Origin of the sequence: Sporosarcina ureae, assembly GCF_029267015.1 — a bacterium.
GTDB classification, from domain to species: domain Bacteria; phylum Bacillota; class Bacilli; order Bacillales_A; family Planococcaceae; genus Sporosarcina; species Sporosarcina ureae_D.
In genome coordinates this window covers 78,747-98,260 of sequence record NZ_JARIEA010000081.1, presented here as the reverse complement: position 1 = coordinate 98,260, position 19,514 = coordinate 78,747, and the positions used below count along the sequence as shown (strand labels likewise).

The 19,514-nt window shown below is 41.0% G+C and carries 22 protein-coding genes and 1 rRNA gene; 9 read left to right on the top strand and 14 right to left on the bottom strand.

What is annotated here, in order from left to right; all coding sequences use genetic code 11:
- The 5 genes from Q7P97_RS14555 to rpmG form a co-directional block, all read right to left on the bottom strand.
- Nucleotides 1-127: ribosomal RNA gene (locus tag Q7P97_RS14555) — 16S ribosomal RNA — on the bottom strand; the annotation flags it as partial.
- 792 nt (nt 128-919) lie between these two features.
- Entirely contained in the window at nt 920-2,815 is a 1,896-nt protein-coding gene (locus tag Q7P97_RS14550) for an LTA synthase family protein (protein ID WP_303970176.1), read from the bottom strand.
- 126 nt (nt 2,816-2,941) lie between these two features.
- Nucleotides 2,942-3,106, bottom strand: coding sequence for a YqgQ family protein (locus Q7P97_RS14545; protein ID WP_335696131.1), 165 nt, complete (start codon nt 3,104-3,106; stop codon nt 2,942-2,944).
- A 13-nt stretch (nt 3,107-3,119) separates the two neighbouring features.
- On the bottom strand, nt 3,120-3,704 hold the full coding sequence (locus Q7P97_RS14540) for a 5-formyltetrahydrofolate cyclo-ligase (RefSeq protein WP_303970174.1): 585 nt from the start codon (nt 3,702-3,704) through the stop codon (nt 3,120-3,122).
- Between the two features lie 56 nt (nt 3,705-3,760).
- Nucleotides 3,761-3,910, bottom strand: coding sequence for a 50S ribosomal protein L33 (gene rpmG / locus Q7P97_RS14535; RefSeq protein WP_029054517.1), 150 nt, complete (start codon nt 3,908-3,910; stop codon nt 3,761-3,763).
- A 172-nt stretch (nt 3,911-4,082) separates the two neighbouring features.
- Here rpmG and Q7P97_RS14530 point away from each other — a divergent pair, with 172 nt between their 5' ends.
- Nucleotides 4,083-4,442: a hypothetical protein gene (locus Q7P97_RS14530; protein ID WP_303970172.1), complete on the top strand. Its 360-nt coding sequence runs from the start codon at nt 4,083-4,085 to the stop codon at nt 4,440-4,442.
- Nucleotides 4,439-4,888 carry a hypothetical protein gene (locus tag Q7P97_RS14525; RefSeq protein ID WP_303970170.1) on the top strand — a complete coding sequence of 150 codons (450 nt, stop codon included), beginning with the start codon at nt 4,439-4,441 and terminating at the stop codon, nt 4,886-4,888. The genes Q7P97_RS14530 and Q7P97_RS14525 overlap by 4 nt, the downstream gene beginning before the upstream one ends.
- Before the next feature lie 53 nt (nt 4,889-4,941).
- Here Q7P97_RS14525 and Q7P97_RS14520 read toward each other — a convergent pair whose 3' ends face one another.
- The 4 genes from Q7P97_RS14520 to Q7P97_RS14505 all read right to left on the bottom strand — a co-directional run bounded on the left by Q7P97_RS14520 (nt 4,942) and on the right by Q7P97_RS14505 (nt 10,021).
- The gene (locus Q7P97_RS14520; RefSeq protein WP_303970168.1) at nt 4,942-7,092 is read right to left on the bottom strand and encodes a peptidoglycan D,D-transpeptidase FtsI family protein; all 2,151 of its coding nucleotides are present in this window, start codon (nt 7,090-7,092) and stop codon (nt 4,942-4,944) included.
- A 99-nt stretch (nt 7,093-7,191) separates the two neighbouring features.
- Nucleotides 7,192-7,800: a superoxide dismutase gene (locus tag Q7P97_RS14515; protein ID WP_029054514.1), complete on the bottom strand. Its 609-nt coding sequence runs from the start codon at nt 7,798-7,800 to the stop codon at nt 7,192-7,194.
- 87 nt (nt 7,801-7,887) lie between these two features.
- Nucleotides 7,888-8,370 carry a DUF456 domain-containing protein gene (locus Q7P97_RS14510; protein WP_085426051.1) on the bottom strand — a complete coding sequence of 161 codons (483 nt, stop codon included), beginning with the start codon at nt 8,368-8,370 and terminating at the stop codon, nt 7,888-7,890.
- A gap of 19 nt (nt 8,371-8,389) precedes the next feature.
- Nucleotides 8,390-10,021, bottom strand: a complete 1,632-nt coding sequence (locus tag Q7P97_RS14505) for a Na/Pi cotransporter family protein (protein WP_303970165.1) — start codon at nt 10,019-10,021, stop codon at nt 8,390-8,392.
- Nucleotides 10,022-10,262: 241 nt separating this feature from the next.
- Between Q7P97_RS14505 and Q7P97_RS14500 the strand changes: the two genes are divergently transcribed.
- Genes Q7P97_RS14500 through Q7P97_RS14485 form a run of 4 tightly spaced genes read left to right on the top strand, consistent with a single transcriptional unit; the run spans nt 10,263 to nt 12,926 of the window.
- Complete coding sequence (locus Q7P97_RS14500) at nt 10,263-10,766, top strand: DUF1189 family protein (RefSeq protein ID WP_303970163.1); 504 nt, start codon at nt 10,263-10,265, stop codon at nt 10,764-10,766.
- Nucleotides 10,767-10,809: 43 nt separating this feature from the next.
- Nucleotides 10,810-11,157 carry a protein YqfZ gene (gene yqfZ / locus Q7P97_RS14495; RefSeq protein WP_303970162.1) on the top strand — a complete coding sequence of 116 codons (348 nt, stop codon included), beginning with the start codon at nt 10,810-10,812 and terminating at the stop codon, nt 11,155-11,157.
- Between the two features lie 54 nt (nt 11,158-11,211).
- Nucleotides 11,212-12,339 carry a flavodoxin-dependent (E)-4-hydroxy-3-methylbut-2-enyl-diphosphate synthase gene (ispG, locus tag Q7P97_RS14490; protein ID WP_303970160.1) on the top strand — a complete coding sequence of 376 codons (1,128 nt, stop codon included), beginning with the start codon at nt 11,212-11,214 and terminating at the stop codon, nt 12,337-12,339.
- On the top strand, nt 12,336-12,926 hold the full coding sequence (locus Q7P97_RS14485; protein ID WP_303970158.1) for a hypothetical protein: 591 nt from the start codon (nt 12,336-12,338) through the stop codon (nt 12,924-12,926). The genes ispG and Q7P97_RS14485 overlap by 4 nt, the downstream gene beginning before the upstream one ends.
- Nucleotides 12,927-13,278: 352 nt before the next feature.
- Here Q7P97_RS14485 and Q7P97_RS14480 read toward each other — a convergent pair whose 3' ends face one another.
- From Q7P97_RS14480 to Q7P97_RS14470, 3 genes are read right to left on the bottom strand one after another with little or no spacing between them, the layout of a single operon-like run.
- The gene (locus Q7P97_RS14480) at nt 13,279-13,695 is read right to left on the bottom strand and encodes a Fur family transcriptional regulator (RefSeq protein WP_303970156.1); all 417 of its coding nucleotides are present in this window, start codon (nt 13,693-13,695) and stop codon (nt 13,279-13,281) included.
- Nucleotides 13,696-13,720: 25 nt separating this feature from the next.
- A complete protein-coding gene (locus tag Q7P97_RS14475; RefSeq protein ID WP_303970154.1) occupies nt 13,721-14,551 on the bottom strand; it encodes a metal ABC transporter permease in 831 nt (276 codons plus the stop codon).
- Entirely contained in the window at nt 14,548-15,318 is a 771-nt protein-coding gene (locus tag Q7P97_RS14470; protein WP_085426043.1) for a metal ABC transporter ATP-binding protein, read from the bottom strand. The genes Q7P97_RS14475 and Q7P97_RS14470 overlap by 4 nt, the downstream gene beginning before the upstream one ends.
- A gap of 99 nt (nt 15,319-15,417) precedes the next feature.
- Between Q7P97_RS14470 and Q7P97_RS14465 the strand changes: the two genes are divergently transcribed.
- Nucleotides 15,418-15,660: a hypothetical protein gene (locus Q7P97_RS14465; RefSeq protein WP_303970152.1), complete on the top strand. Its 243-nt coding sequence runs from the start codon at nt 15,418-15,420 to the stop codon at nt 15,658-15,660.
- 35 nt (nt 15,661-15,695) lie between these two features.
- On the opposite strand, the gene Q7P97_RS14460 is transcribed toward Q7P97_RS14465, so the two are convergent.
- Nucleotides 15,696-16,598 (bottom strand): deoxyribonuclease IV, encoded by a 903-nt coding sequence (locus tag Q7P97_RS14460; RefSeq protein ID WP_099693256.1) that lies wholly within the window; start codon nt 16,596-16,598, stop codon nt 15,696-15,698.
- The gene (locus Q7P97_RS14455) at nt 16,595-17,890 is read right to left on the bottom strand and encodes a DEAD/DEAH box helicase (protein ID WP_303970149.1); all 1,296 of its coding nucleotides are present in this window, start codon (nt 17,888-17,890) and stop codon (nt 16,595-16,597) included. The genes Q7P97_RS14460 and Q7P97_RS14455 overlap by 4 nt, the downstream gene beginning before the upstream one ends.
- A 110-nt stretch (nt 17,891-18,000) precedes the next feature.
- Here Q7P97_RS14455 and vrrA point away from each other — a divergent pair, with 110 nt between their 5' ends.
- Nucleotides 18,001-18,450, top strand: a complete 450-nt coding sequence (gene vrrA, locus Q7P97_RS14450) for a VrrA/YqfQ family protein (RefSeq protein WP_303970147.1) — start codon at nt 18,001-18,003, stop codon at nt 18,448-18,450.
- Nucleotides 18,451-18,519: 69 nt separating this feature from the next.
- Entirely contained in the window at nt 18,520-19,485 is a 966-nt protein-coding gene (locus tag Q7P97_RS14445; RefSeq protein ID WP_303970145.1) for a 4-hydroxy-3-methylbut-2-enyl diphosphate reductase, read from the top strand.
- Nucleotides 19,486-19,514: the final 29 nt, after the last annotated feature.

The window sequence follows — 19,514 nt, the reverse complement described above, 5'->3', positions numbered from 1 at the left end:
TTGCCCACGTGTTACTCACCCGTCCGCCGCTAACTGAAGGAAGCAAGCTTCCAACAGTTCGCTCGACTTGCATGTATTAGGCATGCCGCCAGCGTTCGTCCTGAGCCAGGATCAAACTCTCCATAATACTGACCGCCGATTCGCAGCGAATTGCGTCGTCAGTTTCACTCGCTTAGTCGGTCACGTACCTAAGTACGCTCCCTTCTTCGCTCGATCACTTCCTAGCACTTCACTACTACTCGACGCTCAGTGACATGAAAATTCGATTAGCTCGAGTTTCATTTGCTGGCATCAATTAAGATACTCATTTTGTTTGTGTCACTAGCAAGCCGGGCACAAACTGTATTTCGTTAACGTTTTGCTGTTCAGTTTTCAAGGTTCATAAGGTTGGTTTCTCGTAAGAGGCAACTTTCTAATACTAACATCTGTTTGCTACGTTGTCAACACTTTCACTTAAAAAGTTTTTCTTATTAAGTTTGATGTTTTCGCAACTGCTTCGATGCGACGCTTATAAATATACCACCATGTTTAAAAGAATGCAAGTTTATTTAATGTTTTTTATAAAAGAATTAGTAATCCCCTTATCCTTGCGATAAAAGTACTCATAACATGTAGATAAAGTCACATTTATACAAACTTGCAAGCGAAATATTAAAGTGAAGTAATCACCTACTATTCTTAAACGTTAAACCTAATGCCACAAATTGCACTTTACTATTAATCTCCATTAACCAATTCTTCAACGGTTGTACAATTTTCAACAATGTGTGCATTTACGTTTCTTCTATATAGAACGGACTTTATTAGCTAACCTTTTAGATGTATCCATCATAGAGCTTCTATGAGCGCCATCTACACAATTAATTTCGCCCATAAAAAAACTGCACGGCTTAGACAGCCGTGCAGATCATCACTTAATTCATTTACTTTCTTTGATTTCTGGACTGCCATCAGGTCTTTCTTTGAAACGAAGTAAGTCCCCATTGATAATCGTATCTGAATAGTTTAATTCAGTATTGGCACGCTCGATATATGGCTCACACTGCGATTCGTCTAATGATGGTTCTCCTGTTTCGATGTCATAGCAAACTTCTTGCGCATAAATATTCTTATCTGTAACTAGGCGTCCGTCACGGAAGATGACGAATGGTTCGTGATCTGGTGAGAATAGATCGGAACCGAATTGCATATCTGCTTTTGTATCAATACCTAGTAAGTGAAGAATAGTTGGACGTAAGTCTACCTGTCCACCAAGTTCATGCATTTCTTTACCTTCGCCAGAACCTGGCATATGGATAAACAACGGAACTTTTTGAAGCTCTGCGTTGTCAAACGGCGTAATCTCTTTGTCCATATACATACCCATTGCTTTATTATGATTTTCTGAAATACCATAATGGTCTCCGTACATTATAATGATTGAATCATCATACAAACCACTTTCTTTCAAGTCATCAAAGAATTCTTTTACTGCTTCGTCCATATAACGAACGGTCTGGAAATACTTGTTCAACGTGTTCGAATTCGATGTATATTCAGGAATTAATTTATCCTGTTCATCTAAATCAAATGGGTGGTGATTGGTTAATGTAATCATTCGTGTAGCAAATGGTTGCTTTATATCTTTCATCAAATCAACTGACTGATGGAAGTATGGAATATCTTTCATTCCCCAGTTCACCGCTTCATCTTCTCCGATTGTGTAACTATCTACATCATAGAACTTCTGAACGTCGAGTGCTTTGTACATAATGTCACGGTTCCAGAAACTCTTGCTGTTAGCGTGCATGACGCTCGTAGCGTAGCCATTCTCACCTAATCGTTCAGAAAGTGAGTTATATGTGTTACCGCTATGCGTAAAGAAGACTGCACTACCGTTACGTCCATAAAGCGAGTTTTCTACTATAAACTCAGAGTCGGAAGTTTTTCCTAATCCTGTTTGCTGATAGAAGTTATCGAAGTAAAATGTATCTTTGTCTTTTGTTAGTTGATTCAAGAATGGCGTGATTTCATGTCCATCCATATCATTGTTAATGACAAAGTTCTGTAATGATTCCAGCGAGACAATAATTACGTTTTTGCCTTTAGCAGAACCGAACATCTTTGGATCCGGTTGTGCGTGATTGGCTTTTACGTAGTTTTCAATTTCCGTCAATTCCGTACCATCCGCGAATGTACGCTGTGCGTGCGATTTGGATTGAACGAACAAATCATATAGATGGTAGTTATACGTACCAATATTCTTTACAAGTAATTCACGATCAAAACTTCTCGTCAACAACTGTGGGCGTTGCGCTTCTGCAAGCGCTAAGTTAAACATCATTAACGTAGCAGCTGCTGCGAAGTACACTTTACGTCCCATTTTACGGTTTGACTCTTGAATTGGCTCCTGCTTAGAAAAACGAATAGCCAATAAAATAATCACTACGTCAGAGAAAAAGAATAGATCTAGGAAGCGTAGATTTTCCGTGATTGAAGAACTTAAATCTGCAAAGTTACTTGTCTGGAACAATAGAGGCAGTGTAATAAAGTCTGTAAAGAAACGATAAAACACAGCATTGGCGAACATGATAAATGAAGTTATTAAACTTACCGTTATAATATACCGGTTACGCGTTTTAGTCTTTTTAATAAATAAAGCTACCCCGTAAATAAACATTAGAAAAGCCAGAGGGTTAATTAATAGTATAAATTGTTGCATAGCATTATCGATTTTCATATTAAAACTGGTGAAATACCCGATGTAGGTAGTCAACCAAGTTGCGATTACTGCGATAATGAGTACGGAATGCTTAGGCCATGAAAATTTTCTCATTCCATCTCTTCCTTTCGTTTCGTATGGATAGTGCTTTTTTAGTCATCATATATTTAGACGTTTGATTTCGTGAATAGTTTCACATGAGATGAGGAATGAGTAGTTAGAATACTATCATCTACTAAATTAACTCGTTTGTTCCCTTCTCAAAACAAGCAATGCTTGAATATATGTTTGCTGGTCAATAAATTGACGGTCATACAGTTCTTTGACTTCCGACTCCATCACTAAGCTGTCTTGCATTTTGTTGCCTGTATAGATGATTACTCCAAAACGTTTTAGTAGTTTCATCACGTCATAAAACTCATTCATTCTTTTCACGTGCTTTCTGACAATCTATAATATGTTCGTCCGTATATATATAGGACACCGGAATATCATGTTCCTCTATATCTATATTATCGCGGATTTGACAATCAAATGCCAGTGATATAGTTTCAAATGGAAAATTTATCAAATATCGATCGTAGTAACCGCCACCAAATCCAATGCGGTAGCCAGTCTCTGAATAAACAACTCCAGGCACGATTTGCAAGTCTATTTCTTCCGGTTTTACAGATTCCGTCAATTCGATCTTCGGTTCTTTTAAATCCATATATACTACTTCTGTCTGGTCGAATGAATCAATTAAACGAAAATCCATTTCTCTTGTTGAATCAATACAACGTGGAATCGCAATTCGTTTTCCGGCTTGCCAAGCGACTTCTATCAAATGATGCGTATCCACTTCCGGAAATCTTGATAATGTGATCCCGATTGTCTCTGCATACTTAAATTCATCCGAAGCAAGAACTTTCTCTACTATACTAGCTGATTTCCGTTCGTGATCAGATGGAGTTAATTGATGTAATTGCTGTATAACCTGTTTTCGAAGTTTCTGCTTTTCCACTGTACTACCTCCCGTAAGAAAAAAACCAAAACCGAAGCAGGTTTTGGTTTTACTAATTATTTCGTTTCACGGTGCAAAGTTTGCTTTTTTTCACGTGAGCAATATTTCATCATTTCAATACGTTCTGGATTGTTACGCTTGTTTTTCTTAGTAATATAATTACGCTCTGCACATTCTGTACAAGCGAGTGTTACGTTTACGCGCATTACTGTCCCTCCCACTCAATAGCTATAGATATAAGTAAAACATGAGCATGATCTATACGACTAATATATTGTACCATAGATTTACACTTTGTACAGCAGAAAGTTTCAAATATCATTCATCATTCGCTTATGGTATTATGAAGGAAACTCTAGTTATTTTGGAGGGAAAAGTATGGATATCCCCTTAATTTTACTCATCATTGGTGTATTGGCTGTCATCGCTTCCTTTTTTGTTGGGAATAGAAGACACACAATGAATGATGAGCTGGAAAATGTTTCGATTAGTCTACATCAAGAAACGAGTAATCTTAAAAAAAGAGTGAGATTACTTGAAGAAGAATTGATGGTTGCGTCACCAGGTACTGAATCTATCGTACCTACACCTCAAAAAACCGTTCACGCAATTATCGTCAATCAAATTACTTCACTTCACAAACAAGGCTATACAATACCAGAGATTGCAAAGCGCGCTTCACTCAGCGAAAAGGAAGTAACGGAAGTGCTACATTCTAAAGGAGTGCGGTTGTCATGATCAAGGAAGTATTGCGTGGCATTGGAATTGGTTGTTTACTAGCTGGCGGTATTTTGTATTTTGTTCAGCAGCAAACAACTGACGGTGCTTTGCAAAAACAATTGGCCGACTCTAAAGAAGAAGTGTCGATTCTAAAAAGAGAATTGGCGATTTCTCAAACATTAACAGGAAAAGAATCGATTCGTAAACCGGAGGCTGAACAGGAAACAATTCCTGACGTAAATGAGGCAGATGAAATTATTACAAAAAGCTTCACGGTTAAAGCCGGCATTACGCCTGCTAAGTTATCACGTGAATTAGAAAATGAAGGCTTAATAAAAAATGCTGAAGAATTCGAACTGTATATAATCGAAAATGACTACACACGTAAAATCAAAACAGGTACATATGAATTGCGTTCCGATATGCGATTTCCTGAAATCGCCAAGATATTTTTACACTTATAACAAAAAGACGAAAACCATTGGGTTTTCGTCTTTTTTATATGCCTTTCTCACTGTTATTTCTGTATTTTCACATCTGGAGTTGCACCGTCTGCTTGTGAGTTTCGCTGTCTTTTCTGTTCAAAGAAAACATCCAGCGCTTCTTTCGCTATTTCACTTGCGGTGGCAGACGGATAGCGTTTCGTATTTGTCGAAATGTATGGGACGATTACGGAATACGCGACTTCCGGCTTGTCTGCAGGAGCAAATCCTACATGGGACAAGTTGATCGTAGGAATAACTGGGTTGGATTTATTACCCGTATAGTAAAACGATTCAGCTGTTCCAGTCTTCCCTGCTCCCGTATAAGGTGCGCCTGCCAGTAATCCTGACGCAGTACCATTTGCACCATAGTATACATAATGCATACCTTTCTTTACTTGATCGATTTCAACTTGAGAGTTTTTCAGGTGATTCAACACTTGTATAGGCGTTTCCTCGACCAACTCACCAAGTACTTCCCCGTCTGGAGAAGGCTCACGGATTTCTTTCAAGATTTTCGGTGCTATTCTATTCCCGTCTGCAGCAATGGTTGCAACATATTGTGCCATTTGCAGTGGCGTATACGTATCAAACTGCCCAATCGAAAAGTCGAGCAGTTTTCCTGGGATGGTTTCTGTACCGGTCACCCCCGTATATTCACCAGGTAAATCAATACCGGTCTTGACCCCTAAACCAAATGCGGCAAAGTTCTCACGGAATGTATCAAATGCTTTTACATCTATTGGCAACCCCTGTCCCGGGCGATAGTTTGCATTACCTAGCCCCATCGCAATGCGGAACATGTAGACGTTAGAGGAACGACCAATAGCAGAGATATCATTTAGCGCCACTCGACCATTAGGATTAAATAGCGACCGCTTGTATCTACCGCCAATATTGATCGGTTGGTCAATTTTCACTTCGCCGATTTTTGCAACACCTTCATTATAGCCTGTCAGCATCGTTGCTAATTTCACTGTGGAACCCATTTCATACGCTGAAGTAAATGTTCCGAACGTGTAATCCTGTATTGCCCATCGTCCTGTGGATTCATCTTTTACAACCTTCTTACCTACTAGTGATAGAATCTCACCGTTATTCGGATCTAACATGACAAGAAACGCCGATTCCAACGCGCCTGTATTCGGACCTTGTTTCAAGCGCAATAATTTATTGGATACGACATCTTCAAGTGCTGTTTGTAGATTGGTATCCGTAGTCAAGACTAGATCTTTTCCTGGTATTCCTTCTTTCACTGTCTTCGTCTCAACGACTTTTCCTGTACGGTCTTTGATGTTTTTCACGATGGTCTTTTGACCTTTCAATAAATCTTCATAATACGACTCTAAATAACTTCTTCCTACCCGATCATTACGCGAATAATCTCTTGCTAGGAAATAGTCTAAGTGGGTACGTGGAATTCCTTCTCCTGAGCTAGTTGTAGAACCGAGAATCGCACTATCTGATTTCTTCACACGATCCCAATCAGTGGTCGTATTGACACCAGGTAATTGATCTAATCTTTCAGACACAACAGCAAACTCTTTATCGGTCACACCGTCACTTTTGATGATTTGAGGTGAATAAGCATACCCTGCCATCATTTCACGATAAATTGCGAGCACTTCTAGATCTTCTGCGGATAACGTAGCTAGTTCTTCATCTGTGATTCGATCTCGTGTTAGCTGGTTAATCTGTTGTTGAATCTCTTTTTGAGATTTCTTTTCATCTTTACTTAGTGCTGTTTGCTCTTCCTTAGGTACTTTGTCAGCTGCTTTTACAGGATTCAATAAAATCCAGAAATCTCGTTTGTCGCCTGTTGTTACACGTCGAGTATCTTGATCGATCAGCTTAGCAAGTTTTCTTGCGAGCGCTAGCATCTCTTTAGTCGTTGTAGAGGATGTTTTCGTATAGGTGATGGCATTTTTCGCATCATTATCTATAAGCACTTTCCCCGCACGGTCGAAGATTCTTCCACGAGGTGTACTCGTATTAACCGCGATTTCCTCTGTTCGTTCAAGACTTCGCGTATAATCTTCTCCTTTAACGATTTGCATATAACCTAAACGGAATATAAGTAAGGAAAATAGGACAAAAATCGCTACAAATAAAAAATTCATTCGAAATGCAATATGTTGACGTTGACCGGTTTTTGGCGGCTCCGTCTTTTTCTGGTTTCTCTTCAACAGGAATCTCCTTTCTCAAGTTATATATGTAGTAGAATTATAGCACGAAAATAAAGAATGGCACACATCTAGACGAACTAGATGTGTGCCAGGTTTCAATTATTTATTGTCTTGGTAACGCTTTTCAACTTCATCCCAGTTTACTACGTTCCAGAATGCTGAAATATAGTCAGGACGACGGTTTTGATAGTTCAAGTAGTATGCATGCTCCCAAACGTCCAAACCTAGCAATGGTGTTTTACCATCCATATAAGGTGAATCTTGGTTAGGAGTTGATGTTACTTCAATTTCACCGTTGTTTACAACAAGCCAAGCCCAACCTGAACCGAAGCGAGTTGTTGCAGCTTTAGCGAACTCTTCTTTGAAAGCGTCAAAGCTACCGAACTTCTTGTCGATTGCTTCTGCAACTTCTCCAGTTGGGTTGCCGCCACCGTTTGGTGAAAGGATTGTCCAGAACAATGAGTGGTTAGAGTGCCCACCACCGTTATTGCGGACTGCTGTACGCTTGTCCTCTGGAACTTTGTCCAAGTTTGCAACTAATTCGTCAACAGGCATGTTAAGAAGTTCTTCGTGACCTTCTAGTGCGTTGTTCACGTTTGTTACATACGTGTTGTGGTGTTTCGTGTGATGGATGTTCATCGTTTCTTTGTCGATGTGTGGCTCCAACGCATCGTATGCGTATGGTAGTTCTGGTAATGTATAAGCCATTTTCCATTCCTCCTCTAAATTATCTCTGTTTTGCCCTACCACTTCACATTATCAAAATATGAGTCAGCATTCAAAGAAAATGTACTGTTAACGGAGAAAATATAGAAAAATAACAATCATAACGACCATAAGTACGCCTTTCACTGCAACCGATGTCAAAAATCCAACAACCGAGCCTACTCCTGTTCGGAAAGCCTGTTTAATTCCCGATCTGGTGAAAATTAATTCTGCAATGATCGCACCAAGAAAAGGTCCAGCCAAAATACCAACGACCGGAATAACAAAAGGACCGACAAGCAAGCCGATGGTACTTCCCCACATACCCGCTTTGCTGCCCCCGAAGCGCTTGACGCCCACTAAATTGGCGACTGTATCCGCTCCGAACAATAACACAACGAATAATATCTGAATTACCCAAAACAACCACGTTAACTCTTCAAATGAAACGAACGCGCCGTACAACAAGAAGCCTGCCAATATAAATACAACAGAAGGAATGACAGGGTAGATCAATCCAACAAACGCGATCGCGAACATGAGTATTGCCAATGTCCAACCGATCCATAACATAGCTGTCACTCCTCATTCATTATGCGTGCTTTCCTAAAATCGCTTCCGCAATATTTACTGCATGGTCACCAATTCGCTCGAGGTTCGAGACGATATCGACGAATACCATGCCGGCTTGCGCACTACAACTTCCTTCGTTTAAACGAACAATATGATTTTTACGGAAGCGACGTTCCATATTGTCAATTAAATCTTCTTTTTCAGAAACGACTCTCGCTAAATCTGTATCATCTTGATCCAGTGACTCAATCGCTTTTTGAACTGTTTCAATCGTCAATGTAAACATTTCTGCCAAATCGTCCATCGCATCATCTGTCAACTTTAATTTATTCGTTTCGCGTAAATCTATTAGCTCGATGATGTTTTCGAAATGGTCACCGATTCGCTCGATATCCCGTACACTATCCATTAATAAAACGTGACGCCCAGATTCTGCTGGTGAAACGATAACTACGGATACTTCTACTAAATAGTCCGTAATTTTGCGATCGAGATTGTTGATGGCATCTTCAATCTGATACGCAGTTTCCGCGTGTTTTTTCTGGCCAGTCTTCAAATACTCAAATGACTCTTGAAGACCACGAACACTGAAGTCACCCATGCGGATAATTTCTTCCTTGGCTTGTCCAATCGCAACAGCTGATGATTGTGCGATAAAGCGACGGTCGAGGTGTTTCGGTTTGTACTCGATCGTGACGTCCTCGCCTGGGATCATCTTCGTAACGAGATAAGCCCAAGCGCCGATGAATGGAAACTGTATGACTGTGTTCGCGATGTTGAACGAACCGTGCGCAAATGCGATTTGCATCTTACTTTCGAGATTCAAGACCGCCGCCATCCATTCGACGTAAGCCGTAAATGGTATGAGCAGGAGCATGAAAACGATAGTACCAACAATATTGAATAATACGTGTACAGCTGCCGCGCGTCTCGCAGCAACAGATGCACCGAGTGCCGCAAGTACTGCAGTAATTGTCGTACCAATGTTATCACCGAAAAGAATTGGTAGAGCGGCTTTCATCGTAACTAAGTCTTCAGCGAAAAGACCTTGCAAGATTCCGACAGTCGCACTGGAGCTTTGTACGATTAGTGTGAAAATTGTTCCTGCTACGACACCAAGCAGTGAATGTTCACTCATTGCTAGTGTGAAATCAGCAAATGCTTCTAATGAACGTAGTGGCTTCATTCCGTCGCTCATTAATTCAAGTCCTAGGAACAATCCCCCGAAACCGAAGATCACTTCACCTAGATTCTTGATTTTAGCTTTACGGACGAAGAAGATCAGGAAGGCACCGAATGCCATGATTGGTAACGCATATGCGCCGACATCCAGACCAATAATAAATGCGGTCACGGTCGTACCAATATTGGCGCCCATGATAACGCCGATCGCCTGACGGAGCGTCATGAATCCAGCACTTACCAGACCCACTGTAATAACCGTTGTTCCAGAACTTGACTGGATCAACACCGTTACGATTATACCGACAAGAACACCCATGAATGGATTGGTAGTAAAACGGTCTAGAATTGCACGAAGTCTATCCCCCGCAGCTTTCTGCAATCCATCGCCCATGTACTTAATTGCGAATAGGAAAATTCCTAATCCCCCAAGAAATTGGAACACCACTTCTTGCCAGTTCACTTCCATTGAATTGTCAACCTCCATCAAACGTTTTATGTATGATTTCTAACTACTCTTCACCCTCGATAGCTTCGTGAAGTTTCAACCTATTATGAGAGTTGTATACATCAATTGTAAAGTACTCTACTGCAATCTTTACACCACCTTAACAAAGCGGTAATGAAATGTCATAAGAATGTCGAAATTTCTGCAAAGCCTTATGATTTAAATAAATGGTAGACTATATGTAGAAAGGGAGGCCGGCTCCGTGAAATTCCATCAAATTTTCAAAGCTTCATTACATGAACCGAAAAAACTGGCGGCATTCCGCTTATTATCAATCGGTAAAGTCATTCAATACATATTTGTGTTTATTTTTCTTTACACCGGCGTATCGTTTGTACAATTTGTTTTAGGGGATCACACACTATTCGAATCCTCTCCTGAGCTCGCAGAAATCGGCGAAACCATCGGCCTTTTGATCTATCCAATCGCATTTGTGCTGCAATTGGTCATTATCACGTCGTATTTATTTATTCGCATCAGTATTTTTGCTATCATAGGAGTATTGCTATTGAAACTATTGCATCGTCGCGGCGAATTCCGTTTTATGTGGCGAACTGCGGCAATTGCAGCCACATTGCCCATCTTGCTGACAATGGCTTTTGAATTTGTTCCTTCCATGCAGTCGTATAGCTTGTGGGTCGCTTCTTTAGTACATCTACTGTATGTGTGGAGAGCGGCAGTCTATTATCCAAAACAACCGAGATGAATAGTTTACCTGTTGTCTGCATAGTGTAGAGCAGGAGGGATGTATGATGAGAATTATACTGCTTGCACTTGCTGTGTTTTGCACTGTTCACTTTGTTCGAATGGATTTAACGGAAGGGACAATCCCTCTTGCAGCCTTTTTTGAAGATGAATCGTCTTGTATAGAGGAAACGCCGAATCATTCAATTGTCATTCGAGTGGTTGAAGGTGATACAATAGAATCGTTATTCGCATTATACCCAGATCCATCTCAAAACTTTCTTGAGAGGTTGGAGCAATTTTACTCCATGAACCCTCATCTTGAACGCCAACAGTTTCTGGCTGGCGAACAAATTAAATTGCCTATCCGTGAACAAGTAGATTCTGTTTGCGAAGAAGGCGAAAAAAGATAATTCATATTCCATCTATTGATGATGGTATTTACTCATTTGAAGGAGAGAGACATAATGACTGAAATGATTCATCGTTCGAAGACCCGTCCCGTAAAAGTTGGTAACTTAACTATCGGAGGAAGCAATGAGCTGTTTATGCAAAGTATGACGACGACTAAGACACATGATGTCGAAGCGACAGTTGCAGAGATTAAACGTTTAGAAGATGCAGGCTGCCAAATTGTACGTGTAGCATGTCCCGATGAGCGCGCCGCGTATTCTATAGGTGAAATCAAAAAGCAAATCAACATTCCTTTAGTAGTAGATATACATTTCGACTATAAATTAGCATTGATTGCAATTGAACAAGGTGCAGATAAAATCCGTATCAATCCAGGAAATATCGGCCGTAAAGAGAAAGTGGAAGCTGTTGTAAATGCAGCAAAAGCAAAAGGCATTCCAATTCGTATCGGTGTCAACGCAGGTTCACTTGAGAGAAAAATTCTTGAGAAGTACGGCTACCCTACTGCAGAAGGTATGGTTGAAAGTGCATTGCATCATATCAAGATCCTAGAAGACTTGGATTTCCATGATATTATCGTGTCACTTAAAGCTTCCGACGTGAACTTGGCAATTGAAGCGTACAAGCTTGCTGCGGCAGCATTCGACTATCCATTGCACTTAGGTATTACAGAATCTGGTACTCTATTCGCTGGTTCAATCAAGAGTGCGGCAGGTCTTGGTTCCCTTCTGTCAGCAGGTATCGGTAACACGATGCGCGTATCGTTAAGTGCGGATCCGGTTCAAGAAATCAAAGTTGCGAAAGAGTTACTGAAAGTATTCGGTCTATCTTCCAACTCGGCAACATTAATTTCTTGTCCAACATGTGGCCGTATCGAAATCGACTTGATTTCCATTGCCAATGAAGTGGAAGAATACATCTCGAACATTAAAGCTCCGTTGAAAGTAGCAGTTCTTGGCTGCGCGGTAAACGGGCCAGGTGAAGCACGCGAAGCAGATATCGGTATCGCTGGTGCTCGTGGTGAAGGTTTGCTCTTCATGCATGGTAAAACCGTACGAAAAGTTCCAGAAGAGACAATGGTGGAAGAATTGAAAAAAGAAATCGACATATTGGCTGAAGAGTATTTCGAGAAGAAACGTCAAGAAGAAGCACTTGCAGCACAAGGTAGCGTTTCTGAATGAGAGACATTCGTTTCGGAATAGATATTGACGGAACGGTCACGACACCCACTGCCCTACTTCCGCATATCAATAAGCACTTCGGCTCTAATCTAACGCTCGCTGATATTAAAGAGTATGATTTGACGAAAGCCTTTGACGTGGACCCGACACAGTTCGGACAATGGTATAAAGAAACGGAAGAGCTGATTTATCAGACGTCCCCCGCTCAAGAGTTTGCAAAAGAAGTATTGACGAACTGGCAAAAAAAGTTTGAGCTGTATTATATTTCAGCACGCGGACGGAATGTACTTGAAACGACAACCAATTGGTTCCATGAACAGCAAATCCCGTATGATCACGTAGAATTGATTGGGACGCATCATAAAATTGAAGCGGCCAAGCAATTCAACGTTGACGTATTCTTCGAGGACAAGCATGATAATGCGGTAGGAATCCATGAAGAATTGGATATTCCGGTGTTCTTGTTTGATACGCCCTATAACCAAGAACCCATTCCTAAAGGAGTTATACGGGTAACGAACTGGAAACAAGCGGATCAGTACGTTAGACAGTTGTTTCATGCAACGGAAATGATAAAGAGTAAGTGATTGGTGGAGCATCGCATATTGCGGTGCTCTTTTTTACTGTGTGAATTCACTGTGTTCAAAATAGGACTCGATGTGACGAGGAAGTTAAGCGAGCGAAGGGCTATGGGGGCAGGGCTATGAGCGGTTATGAAGCTTGATAGAGCGCACAGATAGCTTCTTAGAGCGAATAACGATACATATAGAGCAGAAATCACATGCGATAGAGCGGTCACATTAGTTCTAAGAGCGCTTAACTCACATCAATGAGCAGAACACGCCCTCTATTTATGAATAACTATCTTCTACCTACATATTCTTCATAATAAAAGGCAGCACATCATAAACAAAATGATGTACTGCCTAGTTATTCAAACTATCCTATCTTACACTTTGGACATCTGCCATAGACCTCAAACTTATGTCCTTCTATTTCATATTCCGACAAATTCACCGTCACGCTATCCATTGGGCAAATTGGAATGGATTTCGTGCTACCACAAGTCATACAGATAAAATGATGGTGATGGTGATCCGTAGCGCACTGCATTCGGAAAAGTCTTTCACCATTCAGTTCTGTTTCATCCAAAATCCCAAGTTTCGAAAACACGGCAAGATTTCTGTAAATAGTATCGAAACTAATACCAGGATTATCCTGCTCCACCGCCACACGTACTTCCATCGCAGTAACATAGCGGTCCGCTTCATCAAAGAAACGCAATAAAATTTCCCGATTTTTTGTCCGTTTAAAATCATATTTCAACAGAATATCCCATGCTTCATCTATCGACATATCGTTACGCCACCTTTCCTGCTTCTCATGACCGTACCTTTTTCCCAAAAAGTACTAACAGTAAAATGAACACCGACGTGACTACAATCGTTCCTCCAGGCGCGATATCTAAGTAAAACGCAGATATCAGTCCAATGACCACGGCGATTTCTCCAAATATTACCGAGTATACTAGTGCACCTTTATAGCTTTTAGCCACTTGAATAGCCGCTGCCACAGGCAATGTCATCAACGAAGAGACTAGCAAAATTCCAACGATTCGCATCGATGCACCAATGACTAGCGCTGTGATAATCATGAACGCCGCTTGAATAACGCGTTCATTAATTCCAGACACTCTCGCATACTCTGGATCAAATGCCAATGAAAATAACTCTTTATATAAGAAATAGATAAAGGCAATCACAATAATAGCAATTAAAATGACAATGTATAAATCTTGTCGGCTCACAGCGGACACTGAACCAAATAAATAACCGACTAAATCTGTACCGAACCCTTTGGCAAGGGAAATGAATATTGCTCCAAAACCAATTCCGGCAGATAAAATGATCGGAATCGCCAGTTCTTCAAAGCTTTTATACACTCTACGCAATCGCTCAATCAACAAAGAGCCGATGACCGCTGCACCCATCCCTAAATACACCGGGTTAAGCGCTGCAAAGAACAATACTTGCTGACTTAAATACAGACTTCCTGCAATTCCCGCAAGCGCTACGTGACTGAGTGCATCTGAGATCATCGCCATACGGCGGACGACGATAAACAGTCCAAGTAACGGAGCGATTAACCCAATAATTAGTCCCGATAAAACAGCATTTTGTAAAAACTCATATGTGAAAATAGCTTCAATCATCTAACCGGCTCCGTTTCTTTTTGATGGAGCCGACGGATAGGATGACCATACCAGCCTGACAATTCAGCCTCACTCATTTTTTCATAATCTGCATGGACACCATGGAAGTGGATGGAACGATTCAAGCATGCAATATGTGTTGCGAGCTTCGTTACAACATCAATTTCATGTGTTACAAGCAAAATTGCTATTCCGTACTCACGATTCAATTCGCTTAGCATAGAATAAAAGGATTCAACATTCTGTCTATCAATTCCAACTGTCGGCTCATCCATTATTAGTAAATCTGGATGGCTTACGAGAGCTCTTGCTATAAAGACACGTTGCTGCTGACCGCCTGATAAATCACCGATGCTTTCATCTTTGCGGTCCGCCATTTTCACTACATGCAACGCATCGATCGCTTGCTGTTCATCTTCTTTATTGAAACGCTTGAACAGTCCCTTTTTACTCGTTAAGCCGCTTTTCACGACTTCCAAGACCGTCGCTGGGAATTTCGTCGTAAAAGCGTTGGACTTTTGAGAGACGTAGCCGATTCGTTGCTGTTGGTTAAAAGAATCTATCGGCCCACCAAACAGCTCAATTGTTCCTTGGGAGGGTTTCAGCAACCCTAATATGATTTTTAATAATGTAGATTTACCCGAACCGTTTGGACCAATTAGTGCCCAAAACTCCCCTTGTTTCACTTCTAAACTAACATCAGAAAGCGCAGTGGAATGGTTAAACTTATGCGTAATATGCTCTAAGTTAATAATGGAATTTGTCATATACATATCCCTTCCTTCAATTCGTAATCATTCCGATTACTTTATGAATTATATAGCAATCCACGGAGGGATACAACCAATTGAAAGGAATTGATGATAATGGATTTACTTCAGTTAATTCAGCAAATGAAACAGTTGCATGATCAGGAGGCAGTAAATTACGCATACAGTTATGGAGTTGAATTGTCCATAACAGAAGTGCAGCAATTACGTCCACTGCTGGATGAAATATCAATCGCTTGGCTTTTTACCGGCATCCCACAAAATTTTATTGAAAAAGTAGCTTCTGTCATCGGCTACGAGAAAACGATGCTGTATTTAGAACAGCATAAACTGCAATAGAAAAAAGCGTTGCGAATACGCAACGCTTAAATTTTTCAATTATGCAAGGCTTCCAGTAATTCAGGAGTAAATTGATGGTTTTTCAACATTTCAATTTCTACTGCATATGGCGCTTTTTTATTTGCTTTATCTGTTCCGATAAATGGCGTTTCCAAGATTTTCGGTACGTTCTTAAATGTCGGGTGATGAACGATATAAGCTAACGGTTCGAAGCCGATATGTCCCATGCCAATATTTTCGTGTCGATCTTTTCCAGCACCGCAAATATTCTTACTGTCGTTGACGTGAATGACGGAAATCCGGTCCAGTCCAACAATATTGTTAAATTGATCTAAGACACCAGAGAAATCATTGACGATGTCATAGCCCGCATCATGGACGTGACATGTGTCAAAACAAACGGATAGACGTTCATTATTTTTCACACCGTCCATGATCTTTGCGATCTCGTCAAAACTGCGGCCACACTCTGTTCCTTTGCCTGCCATTGTTTCAAGCGCAATGCGAACATTTGCGTCTTCGGATAGTACTTCATTCAAACCTTCAATAATCTTTTCAATACCGACGTCTGCTCCAGCACCTACATGGGCACCTGGATGAAGGACTATTTGATTGGCACCAAGCGCTTCAGTACGCTGAATTTCCTGTTGCAAAAAGTCTACACCGAGACGGAATGTTTCAGGCTTCGTAGTATTCGCAAGATTGATGATGTAGGGCGCATGAATAACAATATTGGATTGACCGTTTTCTTCCATACTCAGTGTGCCAAGCTCGATATTCAATTCTTCAATTGGTTTACGTCTTGTATTCTGAGGTGCTCCCGTGTAGATCATGAATGTGTTAGCTCCATAGCTAAGCGCTTCTTCACTTGAGCCAAGTAGCATCTTTTTACCACTCATGGATACGTGAGAACCTAGAAGGATATCATTTGTTGTCATGATTTCTTCTTAATTCTCCTTTGTCTCTTTTTAAAGTTCTCTTTTTGTTCCGCCATCTTCTTTTTATAGCCTGGCTTCACTTTATCAGGTTTACGGACAAACGAATCCGCTTTTTTATCGATTTCGTCTATTTCACGTACACGCTTCTTACGTGCTTGGCGCTCTTTCACTTCGATCCACTCGCCATTTTTGACATCTTCATGTACGAATGGAATACCGAGCTTCTCAATTAAATTGATTGCATCTTCATCAGACGGTTCATATAACGTAATGGCATGTCCTTGCATGCCGGCACGTGCAGTACGTCCTACGCGGTGAATGAAGAATTCCAGATCATCTGGTAATTCAAAGTTGATAACATGACTGACACCCGGAATATCGATCCCTCTTGCCGCCAAATCAGTTGCCACGATGTATTGATACTCTAGATCACGCACTTGCTTCATAACGCGTGTACGTTCACGTGGCGTCAAGTCACCGTGGATTTTTCCAGGCTTATGGCCGTGCTCTGCTAAATAGTTAGCCAGGCGATCAGCGTTTTGCTTCGTATTCGTGAAGATGATCGCAAGATACGGCTGAAGGGCATCCATCACGTGAAGTAGTTTCTTGTTTTTATCCATACTTCTAACAGGAACTAATGAGTAATGCATATTCTCCGTCAAAGGTTTTTTATCATCCATCCGTACATGTACAGGTGAATTCATGTATTTTGACAAGAAAGGCTTGAGCTTTTCTGGAATCGTAGCAGAAAATACATACATGCTGATCTTCTCTGGCATTCTTGAAGCAAACTTATCAATATCTTCAATGAAGCCCATATCAAATGCAAGATCCGCTTCATCAATGACAAGATGTGTAGCTGTGTGGATCGGTAACGCGCCGGTTTCCGACATATCCTGGATACGTCCTGGTGTACCAACGATGATGTGCGGTGTGCTCTTCAAACGTTCAGCAGAGCGTTTTTTATCAGTACCGCCAATCAAGATCGCACTTTTGATATCCGTTCCTTCAATTAACTTTTTCAGTTCATTATGAAGCTGAACAGCTAATTCACGTGTTGGTGCTGTAATAACCGTTTGTAGTTCGTCTTTTTCCGTATTGATTTTTTCAACAAGTGGAATTAAGAAACTATGGGATTTCCCTGTTCCTGTATGTGCTTGTCCAATTGCACTCGTGTTTTTCATAATCAACGGAATAATTTCTTTTTGTATAGGTGTCGGTTCTTCAAACCCTAATTTTTGAATGGCTTCCCTCAAAAATGGTTTGAATTGGTAATCAGTAAATTTCGACATATCGTTCCTCCTCTAGATAATTCTTATTGTACCATGATTCGGTGCCATCAGTGGTTTTTTTCGCATAGGATATAAGGGAAACAACTAAAAAAATCAGAAAGGAGTTCGTGATGAGATATCAATCATTTTATCCATTTAGCAATCAGCAACCACAGCCCAGGATGTCACCCAGTCCTCCACCTATGCAACAAAGGATGCCTATGCCCTTCTCTCAAGGCATGCAAGGTAATTCTCAGCGTCCACAAAGTGGTGGTCCTATGCCGCAACAGCAACAACCCGGCATGCAAGACACAGGTCCTTCACGGGCTGATCAATACATGCAAACCGCCAATCGTTTTTTCAATACGGCCCAGCAATTTGCACCATTAGTTCAGCAGTTTGCGCCACTTGTTCAAAATATACCCGCTATGTGGAGATTGTATAAAGGAGTACAATCCATGCCGGACGCACCGACAGCCCCTTCTGCTCCACGTCCTGGCGGTCCACAAGCGCCTGTTTCTCGATCTTCAGAAGCCATCAGTCGGCCATCTTCACCGCGTATTTTTCAACCTCCCTTCTGAACTCTTTGAATCGTCCGCGAATCTCCGCTATAATGAAAGAGAAGTTACTAGAGGAGTGGAGTGGAATAAATGAAAGTACTCAAGATATCACCTAGAGGTTATTGTTATGGTGTGGTTGATGCGATGGTCATTGCAAGAAATGCTGCGCTCGATCCAACCTTGCCGAGACCCATTTATATATTAGGCATGATCGTCCACAACAAACATGTTACGGATGCATTCGAAGAAGATGGGATCATTACATTGGACGGGGAAAACCGCTTGGACATTTTACGTAAAGTGGATAAAGGCACTGTAATTTACACAGCACACGGTGTTTCTCCTGAAGTCCGCCAGTTGGCAAAAGAAAAAGGATTGGTTGCAATTGATGCAACATGTCCTGACGTTTCTGTCACACATTATTTAATTGAAGAAAAAGTAGCTGAAGGCTATGACATTCTGTATATCGGTAAGAAGTATCACCCAGAACCTGAAGGCGCGATCGGTGTTGCACCGGATTCTGTTCATTTAATTGAACGCCTCGAGGATATTGACGATCTAAATATTACCAATGAAAAACTATTGGTGACGAATCAAACTACGATGAGTCAGTGGGACGTTGCACACTTGATGGAAGCATTGCAACAAAAATTCCCTCAAATCGAAGTACACCAGGAAATTTGTCTAGCTACACAAGTTCGACAAGAAGCGGTAGCTCAACAAGCTGGCGAAGCAGACTTACTGATTGTTGTTGGAGATCCAAAGAGTAATAACTCCAACCGCTTAACACAAGTTTCTGTTGAGATTGCAAATACACCTTCATATCGTGTCTCAGACGTCTCAGAAATCGATCCTGCTTGGTTGGAGGGTATTGAGACAGTAGCAGTAACGGCAGGTGCTTCTACGCCTACAATAATCGTCAGGGAAGTAATATCATTCCTGAATGATTATGATCCAGAAGATCCTACAACACATCATCCGGAAAGAAAGTTCAAACTCGAGAAAATCTTGCCAAAAGTCAAGAACCCAACTCCTGTTATCCGGATTGAACCTTAAACATAGAAAAGCCGTCGAATTCCATTTCG